The sequence below is a fragment of the Granulicella sp. dw_53 genome (assembly GCF_018449545.1).
Lineage (GTDB): Bacteria > Acidobacteriota > Terriglobia > Terriglobales > Acidobacteriaceae > Edaphobacter.
Map to the genome: position 1 here is coordinate 48629 of NZ_JAAVUR010000010.1, position 26862 is coordinate 75490.

Sequence of the window (26862 nt, forward strand, 5' to 3'; positions counted from 1 at the left end):
ATGCTGCCAATGTTCCCCGGACCAGTCTGAAAACGCCTCAGTCGGTAGCTTTATTGTACCCGTACCGGAGTCCACCGGGACTCACCTCACACAAGAAGGCCGGAGGATCTCTCTCCTCCGGCCCGCTCCGGTCACATCTATGCGCTCAACCACGCGCTTCAAGACACGTTCAAAGCCCTACTGTGGCGGCGGTGGTGGCGCATCTCCGCCTCCTCCACCTCGCTCCTCGCGCCGCTCCTGTCGCTTCGCCAGCATCGCGTCCCACTTCGTCTTCTGGTCGTCCGTAAGCGTCGTACGGATCTTCGCCTGCGCGTCCTTGCGAATCGCCATCATCTTGTCCCGCTTATCCGCCTGCGCAGTGGAAGTATCGTCCCGCAGAGCCATCATCTGCTTCTCGGTATCCGCGTCGATCGCCTTGATCTGCGTCACCTGATCCGGAGTCAGATTCAACTGCTTGGTCATCATCTCCAACTGCCGCTCCTGCATGCGTCCCGGCCCACCACGGCCCATCTGACGTCCGCTGCCGTCTTGCTGCGGAGAGGGTGGTTGAGCGGAGGTATCCTGCGCCATCATCGGCGCCACGCTGGTCGCCGTACAGAGCGCCAACAAAGCCAACCGCATCCCTGCTCGTCCCAACATCGTCTGAATCGGTTTCATCGTAGTTCTCCTTAAGCTGGTATCGCTGTCCGAACAATTTTCATTCCATCGATCCGCCGGCTGATCCCAAGTGCGGCACCAATCTAATCAATACAGACGCACCTTTAAACAAAAGGTTCCGGCTCCAACCTAAATAGTCCTCCCACAAAAAAATTCCACTTTTATCCAAGTCATCCGCGCAAATCGGTGTTAATCCTTCCTTCCAGTCAGCCCTAAAAACTCCGCTCCGCCTGGAAGTAATACGGATCCCCATGCTGCGCCGCATACGCCTCCACCACCTTCAGGAAAGCCACCGCAACATGCGAAAGGCTCGCCTGTCGCCGGTACACCAACCTCAACTTGCGCTCCATCTGCAGCTCCGGCACCTTCACCCGCACCAGCGATCCATTCTCCAGCTCCGTCCTCAGCGTCAGCGCAGGAGCCAGCGCCACCCCATTGCCCATCGCCACAAACCGCTTGATCGCCTCCAGCGAAGGCAGCTCCACCACCATCTGCAGCCTCGTCTTGTGCCGCCGAAACGCCTGAATCACCTTCTGCCGCTGTGGCGAGGTGATGCTGTGCCCGATAAAACTCTGGCTCCCAAGCTGCCGGATCGACACCTCCTCCATCCGCGCCAGCGCATGGTTGGGATTCACTACAAACGCCAGCTCATCCCGATAAACCATCACCGACTTCACCTGCGGATCGTCCGGCCGGAACGACAGCACCCCAATCTCCACCGAGTGCATCAGCACCTCATCCGGAATCCGGCTCGCCAGCGTCCTCTGCACCACCAGCTTGATCCGCGGATTCTGCCGCCGAAACTCATCCATTAATGGCAGCAAATACAGACAGGTGTACTCATTCGCCGCCAGATTCAACCGCCCCCGGTGCAGCTCCCGCAGCTCCGTCAGCGCCCCCGTCGCCTCGGTCCGCAGATTCAGCAACTTGGCGGCATACTCCTTCAGCACCTCCCCAGCATCCGTCAGCGTGCCGTCCCGCGACGACCGCTCGAACAGCACCTCCCCCAGCTCCTGCTCCAATTTTGCGATTGCCTGACTGATCGCCGGTTGAGTACGATGAAGCCGCGCCGCCGCCCGTGAAAAACTCCGTTCCTCCGCAACTGCAAGAAACGTCTCAAGTTGAACCAGCTCCAACACTCACCTCGCGACCGGAACTATCTTCTCATCTAATAAATCTGAATAGTCCGATTAGAACTTCTGATACTTGTTTTAGCCATCATAAGCGTGCGTTATGATAACGTCCAGATTCGAAGGTACTGATTCCTATGCCTGAAAACAACCAAATCGTCTTCTTCGACACCACCCTCCGCGACGGCGAACAGTCCCCCGGTTGCACCATGCATCATGCAGAAAAACTCCGCATGGCCCACCAGATCGCGGCTTTGGGAGTCGACGTTCTGGAGGCAGGATTCGCCATCGCCTCCGACGGCGACTTCAACGCCGTCCACGCCATCGCCCGCGAGGTCCGCGGAACCCGCGTCGCCTCCCTCGCCCGCTGCAAGCGCGAGGACATCGAAGCCGCCGCCCGCGCCGTGGAGCCCGCCCCCTCCAACCGCATCCACGTCTTCCTCGCCTCCTCCGACCTCCACCTCGAATACAAGCTCCGCATCAGCCGCGAACAAGCCCTCGACCATACCGCCGAGTCGGTCCGTCTCGCCCGCTCCTTCGTCGAAGACGTCGAGTTCTCCACCGAGGATGGCACCCGCTCCGACCACGAGTTCCTCATCCAGATGATCACCGTCGCCATCCAGGCCGGCGCCACCACCATCAACATCCCCGACACCGTCGGCTACACCACCCCCGAGGAGTACGCCGCGCTCTTCCGCATGGTAAAAGCCCGCGTCCCCGGCATCGATGACGTCATCCTCTCCACCCACTGCCACAACGACCTCGGCATGGCCGTCGCCAACACCCTCGCCGGAGTCCAGGCTGGAGCCCGCCAGATCGAGTGCACCATCAACGGCATCGGCGAACGCGCCGGCAACGCCGCCCTCGAAGAGATCGCCGCCGCACTCATGGTCCGCCGCGACAAGTTCCCCTACACCCACCACATCGTCATGGACCAGCTCTATCCCACCAGCCAGATGCTCGGGGAGTGCATCAGCTTCGGCGTCTCGCCCAACAAGGCCGTCGTCGGAGCCAACGCCTTCGCCCACGAGTCCGGCATCCACCAGCACGGCATGATGGCCAACCCCCTCACCTACGAGATCATGACCCCCGCCTCCGTCGGAGCCGGCAACACCAACATCGTCCTCGGCAAGCACTCCGGCCGGCGCGCCCTCGCCGACCGCCTCGAAAGACTCGGTCACCTCCTCGACCGCGACCAGCTCGACCAGGTCTACGCCCTCTTCACTGAACTGACCGACCGCAAAAAGCTAATCTACGACCAGGACCTGCTAAGCCTCATGCAATCCGGCAAGGCAATCCCGGTCGCCGTACCGGTACTGGTCGAAGTCCCAGTTCCCGTCGCGGTCCCAGTCGAGATTCCCATTCCGATTGAAGTCCCAATCTCCCGATAGCAAACACCAACAAGAGAAGCAAACACCATCAACCACCACTGCTTTTTATGTCCCTAAATCCGTTCCATCCGCTTTTATCCGTGTTAAGCAGTTTCGGATATCAAGCGTCCAACAAGTTAAAACGAGGTTCAGTATGCGTCTCAAGATTGCAGTCCTCGCCGGCGACGGCATCGGTCCCGAAGTTACCCACGAAGCCACCCAGATCCTCCGCGCTGTAGCCGAGCTCGGCGGCCATGACTTCACCTTCACCTCCGGCCTCATCGGCGGAGTCGCCATCACCGCCCACGACACCCCTCTCCCCCAGGCCACCCTCAACCTCGCGCTCGAGTCCGACGCCGTCCTCCTCGGCGCAGTCGGCGACAACAAGTTCAACGCCCTCCCCCCCGACAAGCGTCCCGAGTCCGGCCTCCTCCAGATCCGCCAGGCCCTCGGCGGCTTCGCCAACCTGCGCCCCTCGCTGGCCTTCAAAGCACTCGCCACCAGCTCTCCGCTCCGTCCCGAGGTCACCGCCGACGTCGATATCCTCTTCGTCCGCGAGCTCCTCGGCGGCCTCTACTTCGGCCAGCCGCGCTGGTGGAACAAAGACACCGGCGAAGCCATCAACACCATGCGTTACACCAAATCCGAAGTCGTCCGTGTCGCCCGCGTAGCCTTCGAGCTCGCCTCCAAGCGCCGCAAAAAGGTTACCTCCGTCGACAAGGCCAACGTCCTCGAGGTCTCGCAGCTCTGGCGCGCCACCGTCACCGAGGTCGCCAAAGATTACCCTGACGTCACCCTCGAGCACCAGCTCGTCGACTCCATGGCCATGCACCTCATGAACATCCCCCGCAACTTCGACGTCGTCCTCACCGAGAACCTCTTCGGCGACATCCTCTCCGACGAGTCCGGCGTCATCACCGGCTCCCTCGGCATGCTCCCCTCCGCCACCATCGGCGGAGCCGTCAACCTCTACGAGCCCGTCCATGGCTCCGCACCCGACATCGCGGGCACCGGCAAGGCCAACCCCCTCGGCGCAATCCTCACCGCCGCCATGATCCTCCGCCACTCCGCCAACCTGGAGACCGACGCCAAGGCCATCGAAACCGCCGTCCACAAAGTCCTCGACGCCGGTTACCGCACCCCAGACATCGCACAAACCGGCTCCACCAGCCAGATCGTCACCACCCCACAGATGGGCAAACTAGTCCACCAAGCCCTCGTAGAAAGCATCGACCGCCGCCAATCCATGCACGCCGTCTAAACCCAATACGCCTGCTAAGAACTAACGAATCATCGCTAGTTCTCAGCAGGTCCCAGCAATAAGTCCAGCAATAAATTGTCATCCTGAGCGCAGGCGAAGCCAAGTCGAAGGACCTGCGGTTGCTTTTGTAGTTGCAGTTGCTTTTGTAGTTGTTAGTTTTACGCCGTCATCCTGAGCGAAGCGAAGGACCCCTGTATTTCGCTTTTGCAGTTGCATTCGCATTACAAAACAAAAATGCGCCGCCACCTCCAACTCGCCACCCTCCTCACCCTCCTAGGCACAACACTGGCCCGCGCCCAGTTCCACATGCCCCAGCTCACCCACAAGCCCAAGGACACCCGCGAAGACCTCTCCTGGCTCGCCCCCTTCGCCGTCCCCGGGCCCGAGGGCCGAGCCTCCGAGCTCGTCCGCGACCCCCGCTTCAAGCCCTTCCTCCGCGACCACCTCACCGCCCCCCAGACCTTCTGGAACGACAACCAGCCCCTCCCCGAGACCGTCCTCGAGTTCCTCGGCACCCCACGTCAGGTCCTCCTCGACGACAACCGCTACCTCGCCGCCGACGGCTGCGTCCGCGCCTTCTGTCCCGCCCGCGGCCTGCTCTTCATCGACCTCGGCACCGCTCACCCCCTCGTCGTCTTCGCCGCCATCGACTGGGTCAAGGAAAACAAGACCACCGACCAGTCCGGCGCCGAGTACACCCTCTGGCTCTTCGCCAACCGCCCGCTCCGCACCGCCGCGGACGAGCCTGCCGCGGACGAATCCAACACCGAAGCCAGCCACATCCCCGCGGCCTTGACCTCTGCCATCACCCGCTGGGCCGCTCAGCCCATTCCCGGCAGCTCTACCCGACAGAACATCACCCACGCGATCCTCGTAGACCCGGACGGCACCCCTCACCAGATCTCGCCCGCCACCATCGGCGCGGCACCCAACACGCAGTCTTCAGAATTAAAGGTCACCCCATGAACACGACACCAAAGACCCTCTTCGAAAAAGTCTGGCAGCAGCACATCGTAGCCGAACCCGCAGGCGAGCCGTCGATCCTCTATATCGACCTCCACCTCGTCCACGAGGTCACCAGTCCGCAGGCCTTCGACGGCCTCCGCATGGCCAATCGCAAGCTCCGCCGTCCCGACCGCACCGTCGCCACCGTCGACCACAACGTCCCCACCAGCAGTGTCGAGGACCGCCTCCACATCATCGACCAGATCGCCTCTAAGCAGATCGAGGCCCTGCGCAAGAACTGCGCAGACTTCGGCGTCGAGCTCTACGACGTCCAATCCCCCAATCAGGGCATCGTCCACATCATCGGACCCGAGCTCGGCCTCACCAAGCCCGGCATGACCATCGTCTGCGGCGACTCCCACACGTCCACCCACGGAGCCTTCGGAGCCCTCGCCTTCGGCATCGGCACCTCCGAAGTCGAACACGTCATGGCCACCCAGACTCTCCCCCAGGACAAGCCCAAGACCTTCCGCATCTCCATCGACGGCGACCTCCCCACCGGCGTCACCGCCAAAGACATCGTCCTCCACATCATCGGCGAGATAGGCACCGCCGGAGCCACCGGCTACGTCGTCGAGTACGCCGGCTCCGCCATCCGCGCCCTCTCCATGGAAGGCCGCATGACCATCTGCAACATGAGCATCGAGGCCGGAGCCCGCGCCGGCATGATCGCCCCCGACGCCACCACCTTCGCCTACCTCATGGGCCGCCGCTTCAGCCCCCAGGGCGAATCCTGGGACCTCGCAGTCCAGCAATGGTCCACCCTCATCACCGACGAAGGCGCCACCTTCGACCGTGAGCTCCACATCAACGCCGCCGACATCACCCCCACCGTCTCCTGGGGCACCTCGCCCGGCATGGTCACCGGAGTCAAATCCACCGTTCCCCTGCCCAATCCAAACGCCAGTGAGGCCGACCAGAAGAACTTCGAGCGCGCCCTCGAGTATATGGACCTCAAAGCCGGCACCCCCATCGAGCAGATCAACATCGATCGTGTCTTCCTCGGCTCCTGCACCAACGGCCGCATCGAAGACCTCCGCGCCGCCGCCCAGGTCGTCCGCGGCTACCACGTCGCCACCACCGTCCGCGCCATGGTCGTCCCCGGCTCCCAACACGTCAAAGCCCAGGCCGAACAAGAGGGCCTCGACCAGGTCTTCAAGACCGCGGGCTTCGACTGGCGCGAACCCGGCTGCAGCATGTGCCTCGGCATGAACCCCGACATCCTCGCCCCCGGCGAGCGCTGCGCCTCCACCAGCAACCGCAACTTCGAAGGCCGCCAGGGACGCGGAGGCCGCACCCATCTCGTCAGTCCCCAGATGGCGGCAGCAGCAGCCATCACCGGGCACTTCACCGACATCCGCAACTGGAAGTTCAACTCCTCCAAAGAGGAGACAGGGAGCCACTAACAGCTTTACGCAGTTGCTTGTTTTACGCCGTCATCCTGAACGAAGCGAAGGACCTCTGTATTTGCACTTGCCGGCTAGCCCCTAATCCTTAGCCCCTAATCCCTGGAGCCCCAATGATCGCGATCAACGTCCTTACCTCCAACGCCGCACCGCTCGATATCTCCAACATCGACACCGACCAGATCATCCCTAAGCAGTTCCTCAAGCGCATCGAGCGCACCGGCTACGGCGAGTTCCTCTTCTTCGACTGGCGCCGCATCCAGGAAGGCCCCAACACCGGCGAGCCCAACACCGACTTCGTCCTCAACCAGCCCCAGTACGCTGGAGCCGAGATCCTCATCGCCGGCAAGAACTTCGGCTGCGGCAGCTCCCGCGAGCACGCCGCCTGGGCCCTCACCGACTTCGGCTTCCTCGCCGTCATCGCCCCTAGCTTCGCCGACATCTTCTACTCCAACGCCGGCAAGAACGGCATGATCCTCGTCCGCCTCTCCGAGTCCGAGGTCGAGACCCTCACCCACCGCAGCACCACCAACCCGGCCCACAAGATCACCATCAACCTCGAAGCCCAGACCGTCACCGACGACCAGGGCTTCAGCGCCCGCTTCGAGATCGATCCATTCCGCAAATACTGCCTCCTCAACGGACTCGACGACATCGGCCTTACCCTCCGCCACGAATCCGAGCTCGACTCCTACGAGTCCAAACACGACACCGAGTTCTGGCTCAAACCCCGTAGCACCGAGGCCGCCTGACCGACATGAACCGCCTCGAGAACATCCGCCGCAGCTTCCGTCCCGACTCCATCACCACGCTCTTCGTGGGCGAGTCGGCACCGCACGGCGGTACGTTCTTCTACACCCAAAACAGCGGACTCTACCGCGAGATGCAGAAAGCATTCCAGGGCACGGAGCACTTCCTCGAAGACTTCAAACAGAACGGCTTCTACCTGGACGACCTGGTCCCCGAACCCGTCAACCAACTCGAAAACAAACCCCGCACAGCTCTCTGCAGAGAATCCATCTCCTCCTTCGTGGAGAGACTGAAAGACTACAAACCACAGGCCATCGTCATCCTGCTCATGTCGATAAAACCAATGGTCCTGAAAGCAATGCACGAAGCAGGCCTCTCCTACGAGCCATACTGCACCCCCTATCCCGGCTTCGGAAATCAGCCCCGCTTTCACCTTGCGATGGCAAAGATCATTCCCCATCTCCCCATCGCAAGCCCAGTAAACAGACACAAGAAGCTCCGAACCGCATAACCCGAATCCGAACACCAGCACCACCTTTGCAAGACCTATCCCAAGGAGATCGGATTCAATGAACGAACCGACGAATAGCAATGGCGAGAAATACAGCATGCCTTCTCGGAAGAATTCGGATAGTTGCCTCCGTACTATCGTCACTTGTACTCAATATTTGTCCCTAACCACGGCACTATCGATGGTACCCCTGCTTGGTGCCCAGACGGTCAGTCCCGCACCTCTACCTGCTCAGCTAAAAACTGCACAAACCATCCTTGTTGCAAATGCGGGAGGGTTTAACAATGACTACAGCAGTCAGGCATACTCTAGCTTTTATCGGTCACTCGAAGCATGGAACCACTACCATCTCACAACAACTCCAAACGAGGCCGAACTTGCTTTGGAGCTCTTTGTCGATAGTCTCAGTGACACGATGAAGGGTGATTCTTGGGACCAGTACTTTTTGCGACTTAACATACGCGATGTAAAAACGCACATCGTCCTCTGGTCCCTCTCTGAACCCGTAGATCGGGCCATGTTAGAAAAGTCTTTCTTTAAAAATATTGATAAATCGGCTGCAGCCCTTACTAAAGATCTTCAGTCACTCGTGGCGGAAACATCGATACCTGCGAGTACTGTTATATCCCCACAACCAAAAACCCCAACGGTTCCGGCAACAACAAATCAGAAAAAGACGCGATTTTCGCAGAAAGTCGAATAACTAGAACGATATGGTTAATCTAAAAGAACCCTTCGGCTCTCATCCCGAGCGCATTAAGCGCGCCGCCATAGGCGTGCTGGGAATCGGACTACTGTTGCTGGCAGCTGATCCGCTTCCCGCGCAAGTACCTGCCGCAGTTCCGCTCCCCACGCAATTTGCTACAGCGCAAACTGCGTTCGTCGTTAACGCTGGTGGCCCGGATAACTTTCTTAGCCAGATCGCATACAAGAGTCTTTGTCAGGCATTCATCAACGGCAAGCATCTCCAGCTGACCGCCCGTCCCGCCGATGCGGAGCTTTCTTTGGAACTTACGACCGCTCAAGGCAGCAAGACGACTCTCACAACGCATCAAGCGGTGCTGCAACTAAATATTCGTGACATCAAGACGCAGAACTTGATCTGGTCGTTCACTGAACCTGTGGACTCCATCGCCAATCCGCTGCCGAGCGACTTTGCCGCAGCGGCCACAAAGCTCGTTGCCGACTTCAACATCCTCCAAACCGGCAAACTCCTCAACGAACCGCCCGCCCCAAAGACCCGCTTCTCACAGGAAAGCCATCAACAATGATTAACCCGAAGAAATACTCGATCCCCCTCACCGAAGGCCCCAGCCGCGCTGCTGCCCGCTCCTACCTCCGTGGCGTAGGCTTCAGCAAAGAAGACCTGCACAAGCCCATCATCGGCGTCGCCAACACCTGGACCGAGATCGGACCCTGCAACTTCCACCTCCGCGACGTAGCCGCCGCCGTCAAGCAAGGCATCCGCGACGCCGGAGGCACCCCCATGGAGTTCAACACTGTCACCATCTCCGACGGAATCACCATGGGCACCGAGGGCATGAAGGCCTCGCTCATCTCCCGCGAAGTCATCGCCGACTCCATCGAGCTCGTCGCCCGCGGCAACCTCTTCGACGGCATCGTCTGCATCGCCGGCTGCGACAAGAACATGCCCGGCACCATCATGGGCATGGCCCGCCTCGACATCCCCGGCATCATGCTCTACGGCGGCTCCATCGCCCCCGGCATCCTCAAGCAGCCCGACGGCTCCTCCAAAGAGATCACCATCCTTCAGGTCTTCGAAGGCATGGGCTCCCACTCCGCCGGCAAGATCAACGACGAGCAGCTCGAAGCCCTCGAAGCCGCCGCCTGTCCCGGCCCCGGAGCCTGCGGAGGCCAGTTCACCGCCAACACCATGGCCATGGCCGGCGAGTTCCTCGGCATCTCGCCCTTCAACCTCACCGGCGTGCCCGCCATGTCCTCAGAAAAAGCCGAGGCCAGCCGCGAAGCCGGCCGCATGATCATGGACCTCTGCAGACGCGACGTCCGCCCCTCCAAGATCCTCACCAAGCAGGCCCTCGAGAACGCCATCGTCGCCGTCTGCGCCTCCGGCGGCAGCACCAACGCCGTCCTCCACCTCATCGCCATCGCCAGCGAGCTCGGCATCAAGCTCAACCCCGACAGCCACGGCCCCGCCTCCGAGATGGACATCTTCGACCAGATCAGCAACCGCACCCCCTTCATCTGCGACCTCTCCCCCGGCGGCAAGTACGCCGCCAAGGACTACCAGGAGGCCGGCGGCTCCCGCGTCCTCGCCAAGCGCCTCATCGACGCCAACCTCATCGACGGCTCCCAGATCACCGTCTCCGGCCGCACCATCGCCGAAGAGGCCGCCCTCGCCGTCGAGACCCCCAACCAGCCCGTCATCCACACCCTCGACAAGCCCCTCAAGGCCACCGGCGGCCTCGTCATCCTCAAGGGCAACCTCGCCCCCGAGGGCTGCGTCATCAAGGTCGCCGGCCACGAGCGCCTCTTCCACCAGGGCCCCGCTCGCGTCTTCGACTCCGAAGACGCCTGCCACGCCGCCGTCGAAGCCGGCCAGATCAACCCCTCCGACGTCCTCGTCATCCGCTACGAAGGCCCCCGCGGAGGTCCCGGCATGCGCGAGATGCTCGCCGTCACCGCCGCCATCAAGGGCATCCCCGAACTCTCCGAAACCGTCGCCCTCCTAACCGACGGCCGCTTCTCCGGAGCCACCCGTGGCCTCATGGCCGGCCACGTCGCCCCCGAAGCCCAGCTCGGAGGCCCCATCGCCGCCGTCCGTGAAGGCGACACCATCACCTTCGACATCCCCAACCGCGAACTCCGCCTCGAACTCCCCGACGAAGAGATCGCCGACCGCCTCGAATCCTGGCTAGCCCCCGCCCCCCGCTACAAACGCGGAGTCTTCGCCAAATACGCCGCCACCGTAAGCAGCGCCAGCGAAGGAGCAGTAACCACCTAGCTTTCGTCACGGCACGGTTCTTGTCATGCCGCAACCGCTACCAGTACGACAGGGCTTTAGCCCTTGAGGCTCTAATGGGAATCTTCGACAAACTCTTCGGCAAAGGCGAGCCATCTGACTCTCTTCGAGTACAGCCGAAACAAGCTGTCCTCGTTCATCTCAACGGCTCTGATCTCGACCAATCCATCTACGACGAGAATGACTTGTCGACGATCGAAGATCTTCTCATTGCCAAATTAGATGGTACTGGTCTTGGTGAGTTCGACGGCAATGAGGTAGGAAATTACGAAGCAATACTTTATCTCTATGGCGATGACGCAGAAAAACTATTCGACCGGGTTGAACCCGTCCTGCGCGGTTACCCTCTTTGTCAAAAAGCAAAAGTAATCATCCGGCAAGGAGAGCCTGGAGCAGTTCAGCGCGAAGTAACCCTGTAAACAAAGCAATCCGCCTTTATCGGTCTAATCCGTTTTATCGGTGTTAAGCAGTCAGCAAGAAGCAGCAAGCGCCCCCAAGGAGCACCCTATGTCGAACCAAACCAACACGAACCCCACCCTCACCGGCGCAGAGATCCTCTGGGCCACCCTCGTAGGCGAGGGCGTAGAGACAGTCTTCGGCTACCCCGGCGGAGCCATCCTCCCCATCTACGACGCCCTGCCCAAGTTCCCCGTCCACCACATCCTCGTCCGTCACGAGCAGGGTGCCGCCCACATGGCTGACGGCTTCGCCCGCGCCTCCGGCAAGGTCGGCGTCTGCATGGCCACCTCCGGCCCCGGCGCCACCAACCTCGTCACCGGCATCGCCACCGCCATGCTCGACTCCATCCCCATGATCGCCATCACCGCCCAGGTCTCCTCCAAGGTCCTCGGCTCCGATGCCTTCCAGGAGGTCGACATCACCGGCATCACCCTGCCCATCACCAAGCACAACTTCCTCGTCACCCGCGCCGAAGACATCGCCCCCACCGTCCGCCTCGCCTTCCAGATCGCCCTCTCCGGACGCCCCGGACCCGTCCTCGTCGACATCACCAAGGATGCGCAACAAGCCTCGGCCCCCTTCAACTTCGAGGCCGCCGCTCCCCCCGCCTTCCGCCCGCACCCCATGCTGCGCGCCGAGTCCTCCTCCATCCAGCAGGCCATCGAGCTCCTCCGCCAGTCCAAAAAGCCGCTCATCCTCGCCGGCCACGGCGTCATCCAGTCCGGAGCCGAGCGCGAGGTCATCGCCTTCGCCGAGCACAACCAGATCCCCATCGCCAGCACCCTCCTCGGTCTCGGCGCCATCCCCACCCAGCACCCCCTCTCCCTCGGCATGATGGGCATGCACGGCGAGTCCTGGGTGAACCACGCCATCCAGCAGGCCGACCTCCTCCTCGCCTTCGGCATGCGCTTCGACGACCGCGTCACCGGCAACCTCGCCAGCTACGCCCAGAACGCCAAAAAGATCCACATCGAGATCGATCCCTCCGAGATCAACAAGAACGTCAAGGTCGACGTAGCCCTCATCGGCGACCTCAAAGAGGTCCTCACCCTCCTCCTGCCCTCCCTGCAGGAAAAAGCCTCAGAACGCTTGCAGCCTCTCGTCCCTGTGTCGCAGCCCTTCGATTCCTCCTCGCAGCCAGGAAATCTCTCATCGCAATCATTTGATCTGTCATCTCGCAGCGAAGCCGAGAGATCCGCTTTACCCACCTCCACCCCCTGGCTCCGCGAGATCAGCGCCATGAAGGGCGACGCCACCGTCCACGACATCATCAACCTCCCCGACAACGGCCACCTCTACGCCGCCCACGTCATCCACGACATCTGGCGCGAAGCCGTCGCCGCCGGTCGCGAAAAAGAGACCATCATCGTTACAGATGTAGGCCAGCACCAGATGTGGGAGGCTCAGTACTACAAGCACGACGTCTCCCGCTCCCTCGTCACCTCCGGCGGCCTCGGCACCATGGGCTTCGCCCTGCCCGCCGCCATCGGAGCGCAGGTCGCGTGCCCCGACAAAGACGTCTGGGTCATCGCCGGCGACGGCGGCTTCCAGATGACCGCCGCTGAACTCTCTACCATCGTCCAGGAGAAGCTCCCCATCAACATCGCCGTCATCAACAACGGCTACCTCGGGATGGTCCGCCAATGGCAGGAGAACCTCTACGACAAGAACTACTCCGCCTCCCCCATCCTCTCTCCCAACTTCGTCAAACTAGCCGACGCTCATGACATCAACGGAGCCCACGTCAACCTCCGCTCCGAGGTCACCCCCACCGTCACCCGCGCCCGCACCAGCCGTCAACCCTTCCTCATCGAGTTCCACGTCGAAAAGGAAGACTTCGTCTACCCCATGATCCCCCCAGGAGCCGGCCTCCACGAAATGATCCGCCGCCCCACCAAAGACCCCCTCCTCGAAACCGCAGAGGACGAGTAAACATGCTCACATCGGCCACTTAACAGAAAAGCAAAGGAAAAAGCAAAAAGAACGGACAGAGAGAACGCAGAAGAGCAAAAAAACGGACAAAGAAAAAATTGTCATCCTGAGCGATGGCGCAAAGCGCCGAGTCGAAGGACCTGCGGTTGCTTTTGTCGTTGCAGTAGCTTTTGCCTTTGTCGTTGCGTTTGCACTACCGGATTAGCCTGGGGCTTTAGCCCCACGAACAACAACGGCACGCTAATCCCTAACCCCTAATCCCTAACCCCTGAGGCACTCATGCTCCACACCTTCGTAGCCCTGGTCCAAGACAAGCCCGGCGTCCTCACCAGAGTCGCCTCCCTCTTCCGCCGTCTCAGCATCAACATCGTCTCCCTCACCGTAGGCGAGTCCGAGCGCGCCGACACCTCCCGCATGACCATCGTCTGCGAGGCCCCCGAGCACTCCGCCCACCGCATCCGCGCCTCCCTCTACAAACTCGAGATCACCGTAGACGTAGACGAAGTAGGCCGCAGCGAAGCCGTCATCCGCGAGCTCTGCCTCATCAAGGTCTCCGCCGGCCCCCAGGAGCCCAACGGCCTCAGCTCCCGCTCCCAGATCTTCGAGCTCGCCAACGTCTTCCGCGCCCGCGTCGTCGACCTCGCCCCCGAGTCCATCATGCTCGAGATGACCGGCAGCTCCAGCAAGATCGAAGGCCTCATCCAGGTCCTCCGCGAGTCCAACTACACCATCCTCGAAGTCTCCCGCACCGGCCGCATGGCCATGCGCCGCGGCCACCACACCAGCCGAGTCCTGAAAGCCCTCGGCAACCCAAACGCCACCCCAACCCCCTCCAACCTCGCCAAACCCACCACCGACCTCATCCCCAACGAATTCGAAGACGTCCACGAAGAAGAGGAATAACCCTACCGATTCATCTCCCCGCTCGATGTTGCTTTTGCTTTACGCCATTGCTTTTGCAGTTGCAGTTGTTTTTGCTGTTGTCGCTGTTTGTTTTACGCCGTCATCCTGAGTGAAGCGAAGGACCCCTGTATTTGCCGTTGTTTGTTTTTAAGTTTTTGTCCTTTCCTTACGCCGTCATCTCACCTAACCAAAAGGATCAATTAAGCCAAAAATAAAACACCTCAAATTCCCCAACAAAAACGCATGTCAAGCCCCAAAAAGCCTCTGACATAGCCAAACCCCAACAACCACGCCACAATTTCACTCTTTCGCAACTGGCACTTTAGTTTTGATCGACAACGTAGAATTTAACCAGACAGGAAAAAGAAGCTCCGGACAAAACACCGCCCGCTAACTCCAGCTCCTGCACGAATTTGGAAGCAACCCATTTAGAATGAGCGGCTTGAGGGAGCAAGCTCCACCCAACCCACTCATTCCAAACGGGATACACGCAGGCAAGGGGGGGTACCCCCCTCACATAACCGATAGAAAAGGATCAACCGAACCATGGCAAAGACCTACCACGACGCAGATGCAGATCTCTCCCTCATCCAGGCAAAGAAAGTCGCCATCATCGGATACGGCTCTCAAGGCCACGCCCACGCCCTCAACCTCAAGGACTCCGGCGTTGACGTCCGCGTAGGCCTCCGCGAGAACTCTCCCTCTGCCGCCAAAGCCAAGCTCGCCGGACTCGAGGTCCTCACCGTCGCCGAAGCCACCAAATGGGCCGACGTCATCATGAATCTCACCCCCGACCAGACCGCCGCCAAGGTCTACCACGCCGACATCGAGCCCAACCTCGCCCCCGGCAAGACCCTCATGTTCGCCCACGGCTTCAACATCCGCTTCCGCACCATCACCCCGCCCGCCGGCGTCGACGTCTCCCTCGTCGCCCCCAAGGCCCCCGGCCACCGCGTCCGTGAGGTCTTCACCGAAGGCGGCGGCGTACCCGCCCTCGTAGCCGTCGAGCAGGACGCCTCCGGCACCGCCCTCGCTCTCGCCCTCAGCTACGCCAAGGGCATCGGCACCACGCGCGCCGGAGTTCTTCAGACCACCTTCACCGAAGAGACTGAAACTGACCTCTTCGGCGAGCAGGCCGTCCTCTGCGGCGGAACCTCCGCTCTGGTCAAGGCAGGCTTCGAAGTCCTCACTGAAGCCGGTTACCAGCCCGAACTCGCCTACTTCGAGGTCCTCCACGAGCTCAAGCTCATCGTCGACCTCATGTACCGCGGCGGCCTCGAGTACATGCGTCACTCCATCTCCGACACCGCCGAGTGGGGCGACTACGTCGCTGGCCCCCGCATCGTCACCCCCGACGTCAAGAAGGCCATGCAGAATCTCCTCAAGGAGATCCAGGACGGCAGCTTCGCCAAGAAGTTCATCGAGGAGAACGAGACCGGCCGCCACGAGTTCGCCCGCATCCGCAAAGCCGAAGCCGCTCACCCCATCGAAAAGGTCGGCGCCGAGCTCCGCAAGGCAATGCCCTTCCTCGATCCCGTCAAGGTAGAGAACGGCAACGTAGTCAAAGCCTAGAACGTAGTCAAAGCCAGAAGAGACGAGGCCCTTCGCACAACGAAGGGCCTCACTCTTTGCCAGCAGATTCGTCTCCTGCCTCTAGAGTCAAAAGAGTCTTAGGGTCACAAGAGTCGTTCTGTCTTTCTGTCTTGTTAAGGGCACGGCTTCAGCCGTGCCATAACCGCCCCACCTGCCTCCAGGCTTTAGCCGCTGAGGTACATTTTCAAGCTGCCTCAGAATCCGAGCCAAGCCCCAACCGACTCAAGCCGGATTCACCTCAGGAGCAGGCTGAGGCTGATGTCCACTCGTAGCCGCACCGGCATCATGCGCCAAACCAAGCGCATCGATCACCGGAGCCAAAGCGAGCACAGCCATACACAGGATAGCGATGTGAAAATCCTGCAATAACGGCGCTGAAGAAGCATGCCCGTTAGCATGAGCGACCATGCGCAGCGTACCCGCTCCAATCGCGACGCCCATGCCCATACTGAGCTGCATAACCGCGGACAGGAAACCGTTAGCCCGCGACATGCGCTCCGCCGGAATCTCCGTGTAGGCCAGGGTGGTCATGCAGGTGAACTCCAGCGAACGGCAGCCGCCGTGAAAGAACAGCACGGCCGCAATCAGCGCAGGCGGAGTCGCCGGGCTCAGCAGCGCACAAACCGCCATCGAACCGGCAGTCACCACGCCGTTGACGATAAGAATGCGCCGGAAGCCGAACCGCCGCAGCACCGGAATGACGATGGACTTCATCGAGAGATCGCCGCCAAACAGGGCAAGCAGATAAAGCCCCGAGGTGAAGGCGTTAAGCCCAAAGGCCTCCTGGAACATCAGCGGCAGCAGAAAGGGCAGAACCGAGACAGCGATCCGGAAGCCGCTCGCTCCGTAGACCGAAAGCGAGAAGCTCCGCAGCCGCAGCGATTCCAGGTCGATGAAGGACGTCCCAGGAGAACGGCGGGCCGCCGCAATGGCCAGCGCTCCGCTCAAAAGGCTCAGCGCGAGGATGGTAACCGGCGGACGCCAGTGTTCAGCTCCGGAGCCAAGCTTCTCCATCGCCACGACGATTCCGGTCGAAGCGAGACCAGCCAGAATGAAGGTCGTCCAATCGAAGGGATGATGGCCTTCGGGACGCGTGTTCTCGATCCACAGCAGCGTCAGGATCAGGGCAATGATCCCGATGGGCAGATTCAGGAAGAAGATCCAATGCCAACTGGCATAGGTCGTAATGAAGCCACCGATCGGTGGACCGACCACCAGCGCGGTCAATCCTGGCCAGGTAATGTAAGCGATCGCCTTGGTAAGGTCTTCCTTAGGTGTGCTGCGCAGCACGATAAGACGCCCTACAGGCACCATCATGGCTCCGCCGATGCCCTGCAGGATACGCATGAAGGTAAACTGCTCCAGCGTCTGGGAGAAGCCGCAGAGCAGCGAGGCGACGGTAAAGGCGGCAATAGCCGACGCAAAGACCGATCGAGCCCCGAAACGGTCTGCAAACCATCCGCTGATCGGAATAAAGACGGCCAGGGTGATCAGGTAGGCAGTCATGCCCAGGTTGAGGTTGACGGCTCCGACGTGGAAGCTCTTCGCCATCTGCGGAAGCGCAGTGGCAATAATTGTGCCGTCGAGGTTTTCCATGAAGAACGCACCAGCGATCAGAGAGGTGACGTAGATCGAGGAACGAGTTTTCTGCATAGTCTTATTTTATGAGACAGCGACACACGAGGGAATAAACTCTTGTGTCGAAGGAATGATCTAACCTCAGTTGGTGGAAGGCCTTACAGTCAAGATTCCATGTAAGCCGCTTCAAATGAGCACTTTGAATCAGGGATTGCAGGGATGGAAGCGCAATGCGTCGCTGGGTACCAGCCGAATTACATGGAATCCTGACGGCGAATCAGGCATCCAAAGAAAACTAATTAAAATCTAATTTCTTTTCCGCGCCATGAACGTCGATACCATGGGCATGGAACAAAATTAGGTCCGAATTCGTAAACAGAATTCCATAACCTCATTTCACCGCAACCCTCCCTGCCCCTCGTGCGGTGAAATACTCCTTCATTGCTCTCCTTCTAAGGGAAGAGCTGAAGTATCCTTTAGATTCGACTTCTTGCCGAACCACGGCAACAGCAAGTCCTTGGACGTCACAGAACTAGTGACCTGTAAAGCTCCACCCGAGGGAAACGCATGGCCACCACACCTCAAGCCGACCTCCAGAACGATATCGAACAAAACACACTCGATACATCTCCTTATCTCGCCTCCACGGTTCCCGCGACGCCGACTCCGCTTCCCGAGATCATCAACTCCCTTCGCGCCATCTCCACCCTCGAAGGACTCACCGAAGACGAATACGTCTGGATCGCGACCAACGGAACCGAACGCGTAGCCGAAGACAGCGCCCTGCTCTTCCGCGAAGGGGAACCTTCCACCCACATGGTCTTCATCCTCCGCGGAGAGATCCACGTTCGCCGCCGCCACACTGGCCCAATGGCCTACTTCATCGGCCGCGCCGGCCAGATCACCGGCAAGCTTCCCTTCTCCCGCATGAAGGGCTACGGAGGCGATGGATACACCATCGGCCCAAGCTGGGTTCTGGATATCCACGAGAACCTCTTTCCCGCGATGCTTCAGGCGATCCCTTCGATGGGACAGCGCTGCGTCGGCATCCTGCTGGATCGCGTCCGCGAGGTCACACGCATGGAGCAGCAGGCCGAGAAGCTCTCCGCCCTCGGCAAGCTTGCGGCCAATCTCGCCCACGAGCTCAACAACCCTGCGTCTGCGGCTCAGCGCTCCGCAGCCAGCCTCTTCGGCGAGCTTGGCGAGTACGGTGAGCAGAAGTACCGCCTCGGCAACCTCAACCTCTCCGAGCAGGAGTCCATGGACTACCGCTGTTGGGTCAAACGCGCCCGCGAACGCATGGCCGCTTACTCCAGCCGCAACCATGCTCCGCAGAGTCCCCTCGCCGGGAACGACCGCGAAGACGCCGTCCTGAACTGGCTCGAGGAGCATAAGGTCCCGAAAGCCTGGAACATCGCCCCGGCTCTGGCCGAGACTCGCCTACCCCTGGACCAGCTCGACGAGCTCGCCTCAATCCTGCGTCCGGAGATCGTCGCCGTCGCCGTCGCGACCATCGCCAGCGCCCTGCGCGTCGAGCGTATGGCCGAGACCGTCGTCGACTCCACCGTGCGCATCTTCGACCTCATCAGCGCCATCAAGGACTACTCCTACATGGATCAGGCGCCGGTCCAGGACATCGAGCTTGCCCAGTCCCTCGAGAGCACCCTCTCCATGTTCTCCTCGCGCCTCCAGGGCTACACCGTCGAGCGGGACTTCGATCCCGCGCTTCCGCCCATCAGCGCCTACGGCAGCGAGCTCAACCAAGTCTGGACCGCGCTCATCGAAAACGCCATCGACGCCATGGATCGCGGCACCATCCCCGGAGTCCTTCGCCTCTCGGCCCACGTCGTAGGCGATATGGCCTCTATCGAAGTCTGGGACAACGGACCTGGCGTGGACCACGCCATCACGTCCCGCATCTTCGAACCGTTTTTCACCACCAAGGCAGTCGGAAGCGGGCTAGGCCTGGGCCTGGATGTAGCCCAGCGAATCGTCTCCCGCCACTCCGGCTTCCTGACGGTCGATTCCAGCGCCGGCGCAACCTGTTTCCAGGTCCGTCTGCCCTTCGATCAGGCGGAGGCGTACTAAGGCTTGCCGCAAAAGGGCTCGGTTGGTTCAGCGATATTTTGGTGTTTGAGATTACGGGCGAACGGAGGTCGCGAAGTTACTTCGTGACTTCCACGCCGCGCCAGAACGCCACATGATGTTTGACATTCCGCGCCGCAGGCTTCGGATCGGGGTAGTACCACGCCGCATCCGGGTTTTCCTGGCCATCGACCACGATCGTGTAGTACCGGGCCTGTCCCTTCCACGGACAACTGGACGTCGTCGAACTGGCCTTCAAAAATTCGCGCTTTACCGATTCGTCGGGAAAGTAAATATTCCCCTCAACTGTCTCAAACTGTTCGCTCTCGGCCAGGGTCTGGCCGTTCCACACTGCCTTCGCCATAGATACGATTCGCAATCTTTTCAATAAGTTACGGCACTAAAACCCCTTAAATGGGTCGTCACCGGAGACTCTGGATGCCTAGAGCCTACAGGCATTTGTAACAGAGACGTACTAGAATGCAAAACCTCTCTGAGGCTGAATTGAAGCAAAGCCCATTCTCTGACGGCTATCGACGCCGTCGAGAATGGGCTTTGCTCCGGTTTACCTATCCAAGCGTGGTACTACGCAACGCTCACAATCGGTCGAGTCGCCTCTGGGTCAGGCAGTCCAGGCAGCGCAATCACCTCCGCTGGTTTCGCATCTCCGATGCGCCGTTCGTACGTGCACAAAGGAGTTGTCGGCTCCTCCACAGGAGCGCCCTTCTTCGGCCGGCGCTTCGGCAGGAACTCCCGGTTGTTGGGGCATACAAGATACGTCCCTTCCTTATTGCCGTACTCGAGCAGATACGCACTGTCGCACTTCGGGCATGTCTCGTTCACCAGCTTCAGGTTCGACGCAAAGTCGCACTTCGGATAGTTCACGCAGCCATAGAATGTATCCCCACGCTTGGTCTTCCGTACGGCGATATCGCCGCCATCCTTCGGGCACGGGACGTCCAATATCTCCTGTTTGACGTACTTGCACTTCGGATATCCGCTGCACGCGATGAACTCGCCATACTGTCCATCCCGCTGCAGGAGCGGCTTGCCGCACTTCGGGCAAGGCTCTTCGAGGACCACAGGAGGCTTCGACTGCACCTTCTGGGTCAGCTTCCGAATGGTCTTGCACGGCGGATCCTCGCTATACCCTGGGCAGCTCATGAACGGCCCCCACGGCCCATTCTTCAGCACCATCCCCCGTCCGCAGTTATCGCAGAACTCTTCCTCAGGGACCTCATCTGCGCCAGGCGCACTCAGGTCTGGCTTGGCTGCAAAGTTCTCCTTCGTGAAGTCGCAGCTGTACTGCTCCACGGTAATCTTCTTGCCTTTGCCCGCAGCCTCTCCGATGGCTACTGCGAGTTCCTTGGTGCTGACCACATCCTTTTCAAAGTCGGTTACATCTTCGCTCACCGCCTTCACTACCATTGGAAACTTAAAGGCATCGAGGATCTTCTTGGTGACAGCCTTCTGATCTTTCTTCCACGGCCCTGCGGCCACCGTCATGGGCTTCGCCTTGGTGAAGTTCGAGCAGGAGTAGAAGCTCCCGAATTTGCCCCACTTCAGAATCAGCGGACTTCCGCACTTGTCGCAGACCTCATTGGTGGCCTGCTCCATCCGCTTGATGTCCTCCATGTTGTCGCCCGCGACCAGAAGCTCTTTCTCGAAGTGGTCGTAGAAGCCGGTCAACAGATCGGTCCACTTCTCCTCTCCGTCTTCTACCGCATCGAGCTCGCCTTCGAGCTTGGCCGTGTACTGCGGATCGAAGATGTAGGGGAAGTTCTTCACCAGTAGTCCGGTCACGACTGTGCCGATCTCCGTCGGAACAAACTTCGCTCCGATCTTCTTCACGTAGTCGCGATCCTGGATCGTGTTAATGATGGAGGCATAGGTCGATGGCCGTCCGATCCCACGCTCTTCGAGAGTCTTCACCAGACTCGCTTCGTTGTAACGCGGCGGCGGTTCGGTCGCCTTCTGCTGCGAATCGATCCGCTCGAGTCCAAGCGCCTGCCCCTGGTTGAGCTCGGGCAATCTACTGTCCGCAGTCGTCTCATCCTGTGCTTCGCCGCCCTGTTGCACCACCTGCGCAGCCAGCTTGTCGGCACGGTCCTGCTCTTCTTTGCTGGCCTTCGCCTTGGCCGCCAAGCGTGCCCGCTTCTCTTCCTCCTCGAACTTCAGGAAGCCTTCGAAGCGCAGCACACTGCCACTCACGCGAAAGTCATAGGTCTGTTTCGCCTTCGCCGCGATGTCGACCGTGGTCTGGTCGAAGACGGCGGGCGTCATCTGGCTGGAGACGAACTTCTGCCAGATCAGCTTGTACAGCTTGTACTGCTCTTCGCTCAAGCTCGCGCGGATCGAGTCCGGCGTGTATGCCACATGCGTCGGACGGATTGCCTCGTGCGCATCCTGCGCCTGAGCCTGCTTCTTCCCGGCAAACTCATTCGCCTTCGCCGGCAGATACTGCGCACCCAGTTTGCCGATAAATTCGCGCGCCTCCGCAATCGCATCGGGCGAGACACGCGTCGAGTCGGTACGCATGTAGGTAATCAAACCTACCGTACCTTCCTTGCCGATCTCGACACCTTCGTACAAACGCTGCGCCACACCCATGGTCCGGCGAACGTTGAAGCCCAATCTTCCTGCGGCATCCTGTTGCAACTTGCTGGTCGTATAGGGAGCGGTAGGATTGCGCTTGCGTTCCTTCTTCTCGACTCCTCGCACCGACCACGCGGCAGACTTCAAGCCATCGAGCACCTCATCGACAGCCTCCTTGTCCGGCAATGCATTCGCGAGAAATTGCTCCTTGCCGTCGGCGTCCACACCGTTCGAGACACGGATCGCCTTGCCTTCGATTCCGACCATGCGCGCCACAAACTCCTGCGCACCAGCCTTCGGAGTAAGGAATGCATCGATCGTCCAGTACTCTACTGGGTTGAAGCTGTTGATCTCCTCTTCGCGCTCCACGATGAGGCGCAACGCTACGGTCTGCACACGGCCAGCACTCAACCCTCGACGCACCTTGTCCCACAGCAGCGGAGAGATCTGATATCCGACCAGGCGGTCTAAGACGCGACGCGTCTGCTGCGCGTCCACAAGATTCGCATTCACATCGCGAGCCTGACCGAACGCCGCTTGCACTGCCTTCTTCGTAATCTCGTTGAAGGTCACGCGCTGAAGCGTCGCCTTAGGCCGGAGCATAGGCCGGAGCTGCATCTCAAGATGCGCCGCGATGGCCTCGCCTTCGCGGTCAGGGTCTGGGGCCAGATAGACAAAGTCTGCCTTGGCTGCCAGCTTCTTCAGCCGGTCCACGATCTTTTCTTTTCCGGGCGAGACGATCAGCGTCGGTTCAAACGTTCGCCGCGCAATCTCCACTCCGATGTCGTTCTTGGGCAGATCCATGATGTGGCCCAGCGAGGCCTCTACTATATAGTCGCTGCCGAGATATTTATTGATCGTCTTTGCCTTCGCGGGCGACTCAACGATCACAAGTGATTTAGCCATTCTTTCCCTTCGAACCCAGGGTCACGGCGCCGCAGCATTCCGTTCCCTTTCTTCCACGTTTCCAATGCGAACCTACCACGGCTTGGCAAAACATGCGAACCCGCAGTCTCTGCAAAACTGACAAACTCATACAAAACACACGCCGCCAAGATCTACATCGATAGACTGAAAGTCTCCCATTTCGTATCTCTCGTACCGCAGAAATCCGATTCCGACCTTCGAAACCATCGACTGAGCGATCCGCCAAAAAACTCTAATCCTGCACCAAACACACCTCCATACGGAGTGCGGCGGACCGAAGTTCATCAAAAACAGCGGACGTAGTTCTTTCCTGGCAACTGTTTTACCTTCCCCGAAAGTTCCAGTTCGAACAGTGCTGCAAATATTTCGGCAGACCCCAACTCCGCCTCCAGTCCCTCGATGAGCTCGTCCAGTTGAAGCGGCTCATCATGCCTAAGCCGTTGGTATACCATCCGCTCGTGCTCTGGCATCGGCTTGCCGTCCCCATCGAATCCGCTGCCGGAGAATAGAGATGCACTTCCTTGGGACTTCGATTCATTGTTCCCCGCCCTGCTGCCCGCAACTGCCATCTCTTCTTCCAGTTGCACCAGAATCTCCGAGGGGAGGTCCTCCCAGACATCTTCCCAGGTCGCCGTCAGCTTGGCTCCCTGCTTGATCAATGTGTTCGGCCCCCATGCATTTTTGTTCGTCACATTTCCCGGCACAGCAAATACATCGCGGTTCTGCTCCATGGCGCACCGCGCCGTAATTCGTGTCCCGCTATACTCGCCCGCCTCGATCACCAGCACTCCGACACTCATTCCACTCAGAATTCTGTTCCGAATTGGAAAGTTCTGCGGGGCAGGGAACGTTCCTAGCGGATACTCGCTCACGATCGTCCCGCCGGCCGCCACGATGCTCTCTGCCAGACGCTTGTTCTCCTTCGGATACACCACATCGATCCCCGTGCCCCACACCGCGACCGTCTTTCCTCCTGCATCGAGCGCGCCCTTATGCGCTGCCGTATCCACGCCTCGAGCCATGCCGCTTAGGATCGTAATTCGCCGGTTCGCCAGATCCCTCGCCAACAACTCCGCCATGCCTGCTCCATAGGGCGAAGGCTGCCTCGTGCCTACGACCGCAATGCCAGGGCGAGCCAACAGGTCCACGTTTCCTCGAATCCACAGCACCGCAGGTGGATCGTAGATCTCTCGCAACCTCTCTGGATATGCCTCATCTTCAAACGCCAGGACCGAACCGCCCGCCGCCGTGACCCTTTGTATCTCTTCTTCGGCAGCAGCTCGTGCTCGTCCGTCCGCCACGAACTGCGCCGACCGCGCCGGCATTCCCACTCCTTCCAACTCCGTCAGCGAGGCTTCGAACAACCGCTCCGCGAGTTCCAATCTCTCCATCGATCTTTTGATCCGCAGGGCTCCCATCCCCGGCGTCATCATCAATGCCATCCACGCTAACCGCGCAACCTCTCGTGCCGGCTCTGTCATCCTGCTCTGCTGAACCAGATTCATACTCCGTTGTCCTCTTTCCTGACCCTTTATCTATTTATCACCACCGGTCGCGCTTCGGAGAGGGATCGTCTATCTCTGCTTCTTCCTGAAACAACCTGATGGGAGCCGTCTAAACCTTCGGCAGAGGAAGCGAGCCATCTTTCTGATGAAGTAATCGATAACGCTCTCTCCGTTAATATCGACGGGCGGAGCGTTGTCAGTACACGGAGGTTTGAGAACGGATAGAGGCCATTCTCAAGATGCGTCTCGCTCCTCGTCGCACCGCTTGCACTCCATCGACGACCCCAGACGCACCTCCCTTCCTGCTTTCGTCGTCACCCATTCGCGGATCATCCAGGGCGGATCATGTCGTACATGCACCCCGTGGCCGCACTCCAGTTCCGCCACCCAATGATCTTGTTGATCGAGGAAAAACCCAACGACAGCTCTCTGCATCTTGGTTCTCCCAGCCACATCCCATAAACTAGACTCTTGCCTGCTGAAGCCTCAAATCTCGTCCGGGTTGCCGCCATCGACTTCCTCAACCCCGCTCCGCTCATGTGGGACTTCGAACACCCGCCTTTGGCCTCTGCCCTCGCCGAACGTTATCAGCTTCACTACACCCTTCCCTCTCGCTGTGCCGACGAGCTTCTCGCCGGGCGCGCCGACCTCGGCCTTATCCCCATCGCCGCCCTCACGCCGGATCTTGCCATCGTTCCTGGTTGTACCATCGCCTCGCTCAACGAGGTGCGCTCGATCCAGCTCATCGTAAAAAAATCGCACTCCCTAAGCACCGTAAAGACGGTCGCAGCCGACACCGCCTCGCGCAGCTCACTCGCGTACACCGAGATCCTCTTCCGCAAGTTCTTTGGCATAGACCCCACCTTCGTCCAGCATGCGGCCGATACCCTCGCGATGCTCCGTCAGCACGACGCCGCACTCCTCATAGGCGATCACGCCCTCCTCGCACTGGAAGCACGAGCGATCATCGAAGAGCAGGTCGGCCCCTGCAACTGGTACGACCTCGCCCACGAGTGGACGACACGCACCCGGCTCCCATGGGTCGCCGCCGTCTGGGCTGTGCGCCCCGAAGCTCTTCCTGCCTGCGGAATCAGTCCACAGGAGCTCATCGAAGACCTCAACCAGTCCCGCATCCACGGTCTGGCCAATGTCGACACTCTGGTTCGCGAATGGAGCGCACGCATCGCTATTCCTGCGGCCACCATCCACCATTACCTCACCGCGAACATTTACTACAGCCTCGATGAAGACTGCATCCAAAGCATTCGCCTCTTCCGCCAGTATGCAGCGGAGATCGAGGCGCTTCCTGCCTTCCCGGACCTTCGATTCCTATAGAATTGCACCAATCTCAGGTCCAACCGCGACTTCCCCTCTCCAACGGACGTCTTATCCAATATGACTAGCGCTGCAGCCGCCGCTTTTATCAGTAATTCGACCGTGTTTACGGCGGCTGACATCTTAGCGGGGTCTGGTACTCACTCGAATTCGCTGCTGCACTTCCTCTTTCAATTTGGCCTTTTAGGCATCTTTCTCGTCTCCATCGTCGACTCTTCGTTCGTTCCTCTGCCTCTCCCTGGCATCACCGACGTCATGATTATCGTGATGGCTGCGCAACATGCCAACTTGTTTCTCCTGGTAGCTCTCTCCACGCTCGGCTCTGGCCTTGGAGGTTATTTCAGCTATCAGGTAGGGCACTCGGGCGGTATGGCGTTTTTGGAGAAGCGCGTTCCGCCGCGCATCTTCAAGCGCGTGACCCGCTGGATGGAGGAGCATGCGATCCTCTCCGTCGCTCTCCCTGCGATCCTTCCACCGCCGATGCCGCTCAGCCCATTTGTTCTGGCTGCTGGCGCACTCAACATGTCGCGCAACAAATTTCTCTGCGCCTTTACTGCGAGCCGCGCCCTCCGCCACTCCATCGCCGCATGGCTTGGCGTCTACTATGGCCGCCACATCCTTCGTCTTTGGAATCTCTTCTCCGCCAAGTGGGCCGCGCCTGTCCTGATCGTTCTCTGGTCTGGCATCCTCATTAGCTGCGCCTTCGCCTTCTGGCAGCTCTACAAGACCTCGCGGAGCTTCTCCCGTCCGAAGCTCTCCCCGCCCAAAGCTGCCGCCTGAAGGTACTCTGGATCCTCGCGAGCTTCACCTTTGGTGCAAACTTTCGCTTGCAATAGGCCTTCGTCAGCGCGATCGCGGA

General features: G+C 60.0%; 23 protein-coding genes. 16 read left to right on the forward strand and 7 right to left on the reverse strand.

Annotation, left to right across the window (positions count from 1 at the left end):
• Positions 1 to 177: 177 nt before the first annotated feature.
• Positions 178 to 657 (reverse strand): hypothetical protein, encoded by a 480-nt coding sequence (locus HB393_RS16145; protein ID WP_213806225.1) that lies wholly within the window; start codon positions 655 to 657, stop codon positions 178 to 180.
• 212 nt (positions 658 to 869) lie between these two features.
• The gene (locus HB393_RS16150; RefSeq protein ID WP_213806226.1) at positions 870 to 1793 is read right to left on the reverse strand and encodes a LysR family transcriptional regulator; all 924 of its coding nucleotides are present in this window, start codon (positions 1791 to 1793) and stop codon (positions 870 to 872) included.
• Between the two features lie 131 nt (positions 1794 to 1924).
• Between HB393_RS16150 and HB393_RS16155 the strand changes: the two genes are divergently transcribed.
• From HB393_RS16155 to ilvC, 13 genes are all read left to right on the forward strand, one after another.
• Positions 1925 to 3178 (forward strand): 2-isopropylmalate synthase, encoded by a 1254-nt coding sequence (locus HB393_RS16155; RefSeq protein WP_213806227.1) that lies wholly within the window; start codon positions 1925 to 1927, stop codon positions 3176 to 3178.
• A gap of 133 nt (positions 3179 to 3311) precedes the next feature.
• Positions 3312 to 4418, forward strand: coding sequence for a 3-isopropylmalate dehydrogenase (gene leuB, locus HB393_RS16160; RefSeq protein WP_213806228.1), 1107 nt, complete (start codon positions 3312 to 3314; stop codon positions 4416 to 4418).
• Positions 4419 to 4652: 234 nt separating this feature from the next.
• Positions 4653 to 5384 (forward strand): hypothetical protein, encoded by a 732-nt coding sequence (locus HB393_RS16165; RefSeq protein WP_213806229.1) that lies wholly within the window; start codon positions 4653 to 4655, stop codon positions 5382 to 5384.
• On the forward strand, positions 5381 to 6829 hold the full coding sequence (gene leuC / locus HB393_RS16170) for a 3-isopropylmalate dehydratase large subunit (protein WP_213806230.1): 1449 nt from the start codon (positions 5381 to 5383) through the stop codon (positions 6827 to 6829). The genes HB393_RS16165 and leuC overlap by 4 nt, the downstream gene beginning before the upstream one ends.
• A gap of 113 nt (positions 6830 to 6942) precedes the next feature.
• Positions 6943 to 7581 (forward strand): 3-isopropylmalate dehydratase small subunit, encoded by a 639-nt coding sequence (leuD, locus tag HB393_RS16175; RefSeq protein ID WP_213806231.1) that lies wholly within the window; start codon positions 6943 to 6945, stop codon positions 7579 to 7581.
• Between the two features lie 5 nt (positions 7582 to 7586).
• Entirely contained in the window at positions 7587 to 8090 is a 504-nt protein-coding gene (locus HB393_RS16180) for a hypothetical protein (RefSeq protein ID WP_213806232.1), read from the forward strand.
• Between the two features lie 58 nt (positions 8091 to 8148).
• Positions 8149 to 8793 carry a hypothetical protein gene (locus HB393_RS16185; protein ID WP_213806233.1) on the forward strand — a complete coding sequence of 215 codons (645 nt, stop codon included), beginning with the start codon at positions 8149 to 8151 and terminating at the stop codon, positions 8791 to 8793.
• Positions 8794 to 8803: 10 nt separating this feature from the next.
• The gene (locus HB393_RS16190; protein WP_213806234.1) at positions 8804 to 9361 is read left to right on the forward strand and encodes a hypothetical protein; all 558 of its coding nucleotides are present in this window, start codon (positions 8804 to 8806) and stop codon (positions 9359 to 9361) included.
• Positions 9358 to 11073, forward strand: coding sequence for a dihydroxy-acid dehydratase (gene ilvD, locus HB393_RS16195; RefSeq protein WP_213806235.1), 1716 nt, complete (start codon positions 9358 to 9360; stop codon positions 11071 to 11073). Before HB393_RS16190 ends, ilvD begins: the two co-directional genes overlap by 4 nt.
• Positions 11074 to 11147: 74 nt before the next feature.
• Positions 11148 to 11510, forward strand: a complete 363-nt coding sequence (locus tag HB393_RS16200) for a hypothetical protein (protein WP_213806236.1) — start codon at positions 11148 to 11150, stop codon at positions 11508 to 11510.
• Between the two features lie 88 nt (positions 11511 to 11598).
• Positions 11599 to 13482 (forward strand): thiamine pyrophosphate-dependent enzyme, encoded by a 1884-nt coding sequence (locus HB393_RS16205; RefSeq protein ID WP_213806237.1) that lies wholly within the window; start codon positions 11599 to 11601, stop codon positions 13480 to 13482.
• 279 nt (positions 13483 to 13761) lie between these two features.
• Complete coding sequence (ilvN, locus tag HB393_RS16210; protein ID WP_213806238.1) at positions 13762 to 14385, forward strand: acetolactate synthase small subunit; 624 nt, start codon at positions 13762 to 13764, stop codon at positions 14383 to 14385.
• Positions 14386 to 14931: 546 nt separating this feature from the next.
• Positions 14932 to 15957, forward strand: a complete 1026-nt coding sequence (gene ilvC / locus HB393_RS16215) for a ketol-acid reductoisomerase (protein ID WP_213806239.1) — start codon at positions 14932 to 14934, stop codon at positions 15955 to 15957.
• 243 nt (positions 15958 to 16200) lie between these two features.
• Here the strand turns inward: ilvC and HB393_RS16220 are convergent, their stop codons facing one another.
• The gene (locus HB393_RS16220) at positions 16201 to 17631 is read right to left on the reverse strand and encodes an MFS transporter (RefSeq protein WP_213806240.1); all 1431 of its coding nucleotides are present in this window, start codon (positions 17629 to 17631) and stop codon (positions 16201 to 16203) included.
• A 492-nt stretch (positions 17632 to 18123) separates the two neighbouring features.
• On the opposite strand from HB393_RS16220, the gene HB393_RS16225 reads away from it, so the two are divergent.
• Positions 18124 to 19644 carry an ATP-binding protein gene (locus HB393_RS16225; protein ID WP_213806241.1) on the forward strand — a complete coding sequence of 507 codons (1521 nt, stop codon included), beginning with the start codon at positions 18124 to 18126 and terminating at the stop codon, positions 19642 to 19644.
• Between the two features lie 76 nt (positions 19645 to 19720).
• Here the strand turns inward: HB393_RS16225 and HB393_RS16230 are convergent, their stop codons facing one another.
• The 4 genes from HB393_RS16230 to HB393_RS16245 all read right to left on the reverse strand — a co-directional run bounded on the left by HB393_RS16230 (position 19721) and on the right by HB393_RS16245 (position 25103).
• Complete coding sequence (locus HB393_RS16230) at positions 19721 to 20005, reverse strand: DUF427 domain-containing protein (protein WP_213806242.1); 285 nt, start codon at positions 20003 to 20005, stop codon at positions 19721 to 19723.
• 221 nt (positions 20006 to 20226) lie between these two features.
• Complete coding sequence (gene topA, locus HB393_RS16235; protein ID WP_213806243.1) at positions 20227 to 23142, reverse strand: type I DNA topoisomerase; 2916 nt, start codon at positions 23140 to 23142, stop codon at positions 20227 to 20229.
• A gap of 305 nt (positions 23143 to 23447) precedes the next feature.
• Positions 23448 to 24668, reverse strand: a complete 1221-nt coding sequence (gene dprA, locus HB393_RS16240) for a DNA-processing protein DprA (RefSeq protein ID WP_213806244.1) — start codon at positions 24666 to 24668, stop codon at positions 23448 to 23450.
• Positions 24669 to 24902: 234 nt separating this feature from the next.
• Entirely contained in the window at positions 24903 to 25103 is a 201-nt protein-coding gene (locus tag HB393_RS16245; RefSeq protein ID WP_213806245.1) for a DUF3565 domain-containing protein, read from the reverse strand.
• A gap of 36 nt (positions 25104 to 25139) precedes the next feature.
• Between HB393_RS16245 and HB393_RS16250 the strand changes: the two genes are divergently transcribed.
• Both HB393_RS16250 and HB393_RS16255 read left to right on the forward strand, forming a co-directional pair.
• Positions 25140 to 26003 (forward strand): menaquinone biosynthesis protein, encoded by an 864-nt coding sequence (locus HB393_RS16250; protein ID WP_255551221.1) that lies wholly within the window; start codon positions 25140 to 25142, stop codon positions 26001 to 26003.
• A gap of 60 nt (positions 26004 to 26063) precedes the next feature.
• The gene (locus tag HB393_RS16255; RefSeq protein WP_213806246.1) at positions 26064 to 26783 is read left to right on the forward strand and encodes a VTT domain-containing protein; all 720 of its coding nucleotides are present in this window, start codon (positions 26064 to 26066) and stop codon (positions 26781 to 26783) included.
• Positions 26784 to 26862: the final 79 nt, after the last annotated feature.

Coding starts and splice junctions, on each gene's coding strand:
- HB393_RS16200 (WP_213806236.1), top strand. CDS start 11,148: ATGGGAATCTTCGACAAACTCTTCGGCAAAGGCGAGCCATCTGACTCT.
- topA (WP_213806243.1), bottom strand. CDS start 23,142: ATGGCTAAATCACTTGTGATCGTTGAGTCGCCCGCGAAGGCAAAGACG.
- HB393_RS16190 (WP_213806234.1), top strand. CDS start 8,804: ATGGTTAATCTAAAAGAACCCTTCGGCTCTCATCCCGAGCGCATTAAG.
- HB393_RS16165 (WP_213806229.1), top strand. CDS start 4,653: ATGCGCCGCCACCTCCAACTCGCCACCCTCCTCACCCTCCTAGGCACA.
- HB393_RS16220 (WP_213806240.1), bottom strand. CDS start 17,631: ATGCAGAAAACTCGTTCCTCGATCTACGTCACCTCTCTGATCGCTGGT.
- HB393_RS16185 (WP_213806233.1), top strand. CDS start 8,149: ATGAACGAACCGACGAATAGCAATGGCGAGAAATACAGCATGCCTTCT.
- HB393_RS16255 (WP_213806246.1), top strand. CDS start 26,064: ATGACTAGCGCTGCAGCCGCCGCTTTTATCAGTAATTCGACCGTGTTT.
- HB393_RS16225 (WP_213806241.1), top strand. CDS start 18,124: ATGGCCACCACACCTCAAGCCGACCTCCAGAACGATATCGAACAAAAC.
- leuC (WP_213806230.1), top strand. CDS start 5,381: ATGAACACGACACCAAAGACCCTCTTCGAAAAAGTCTGGCAGCAGCAC.
- leuB (WP_213806228.1), top strand. CDS start 3,312: ATGCGTCTCAAGATTGCAGTCCTCGCCGGCGACGGCATCGGTCCCGAA.
- dprA (WP_213806244.1), bottom strand. CDS start 24,668: ATGAATCTGGTTCAGCAGAGCAGGATGACAGAGCCGGCACGAGAGGTT.
- leuD (WP_213806231.1), top strand. CDS start 6,943: ATGATCGCGATCAACGTCCTTACCTCCAACGCCGCACCGCTCGATATC.
- HB393_RS16230 (WP_213806242.1), bottom strand. CDS start 20,005: ATGGCGAAGGCAGTGTGGAACGGCCAGACCCTGGCCGAGAGCGAACAG.
- ilvD (WP_213806235.1), top strand. CDS start 9,358: ATGATTAACCCGAAGAAATACTCGATCCCCCTCACCGAAGGCCCCAGC.
- HB393_RS16180 (WP_213806232.1), top strand. CDS start 7,587: ATGAACCGCCTCGAGAACATCCGCCGCAGCTTCCGTCCCGACTCCATC.
- HB393_RS16155 (WP_213806227.1), top strand. CDS start 1,925: ATGCCTGAAAACAACCAAATCGTCTTCTTCGACACCACCCTCCGCGAC.
- HB393_RS16145 (WP_213806225.1), bottom strand. CDS start 657: ATGAAACCGATTCAGACGATGTTGGGACGAGCAGGGATGCGGTTGGCT.
- HB393_RS16245 (WP_213806245.1), bottom strand. CDS start 25,103: ATGCAGAGAGCTGTCGTTGGGTTTTTCCTCGATCAACAAGATCATTGG.
- ilvN (WP_213806238.1), top strand. CDS start 13,762: ATGCTCCACACCTTCGTAGCCCTGGTCCAAGACAAGCCCGGCGTCCTC.
- HB393_RS16205 (WP_213806237.1), top strand. CDS start 11,599: ATGTCGAACCAAACCAACACGAACCCCACCCTCACCGGCGCAGAGATC.
- ilvC (WP_213806239.1), top strand. CDS start 14,932: ATGGCAAAGACCTACCACGACGCAGATGCAGATCTCTCCCTCATCCAG.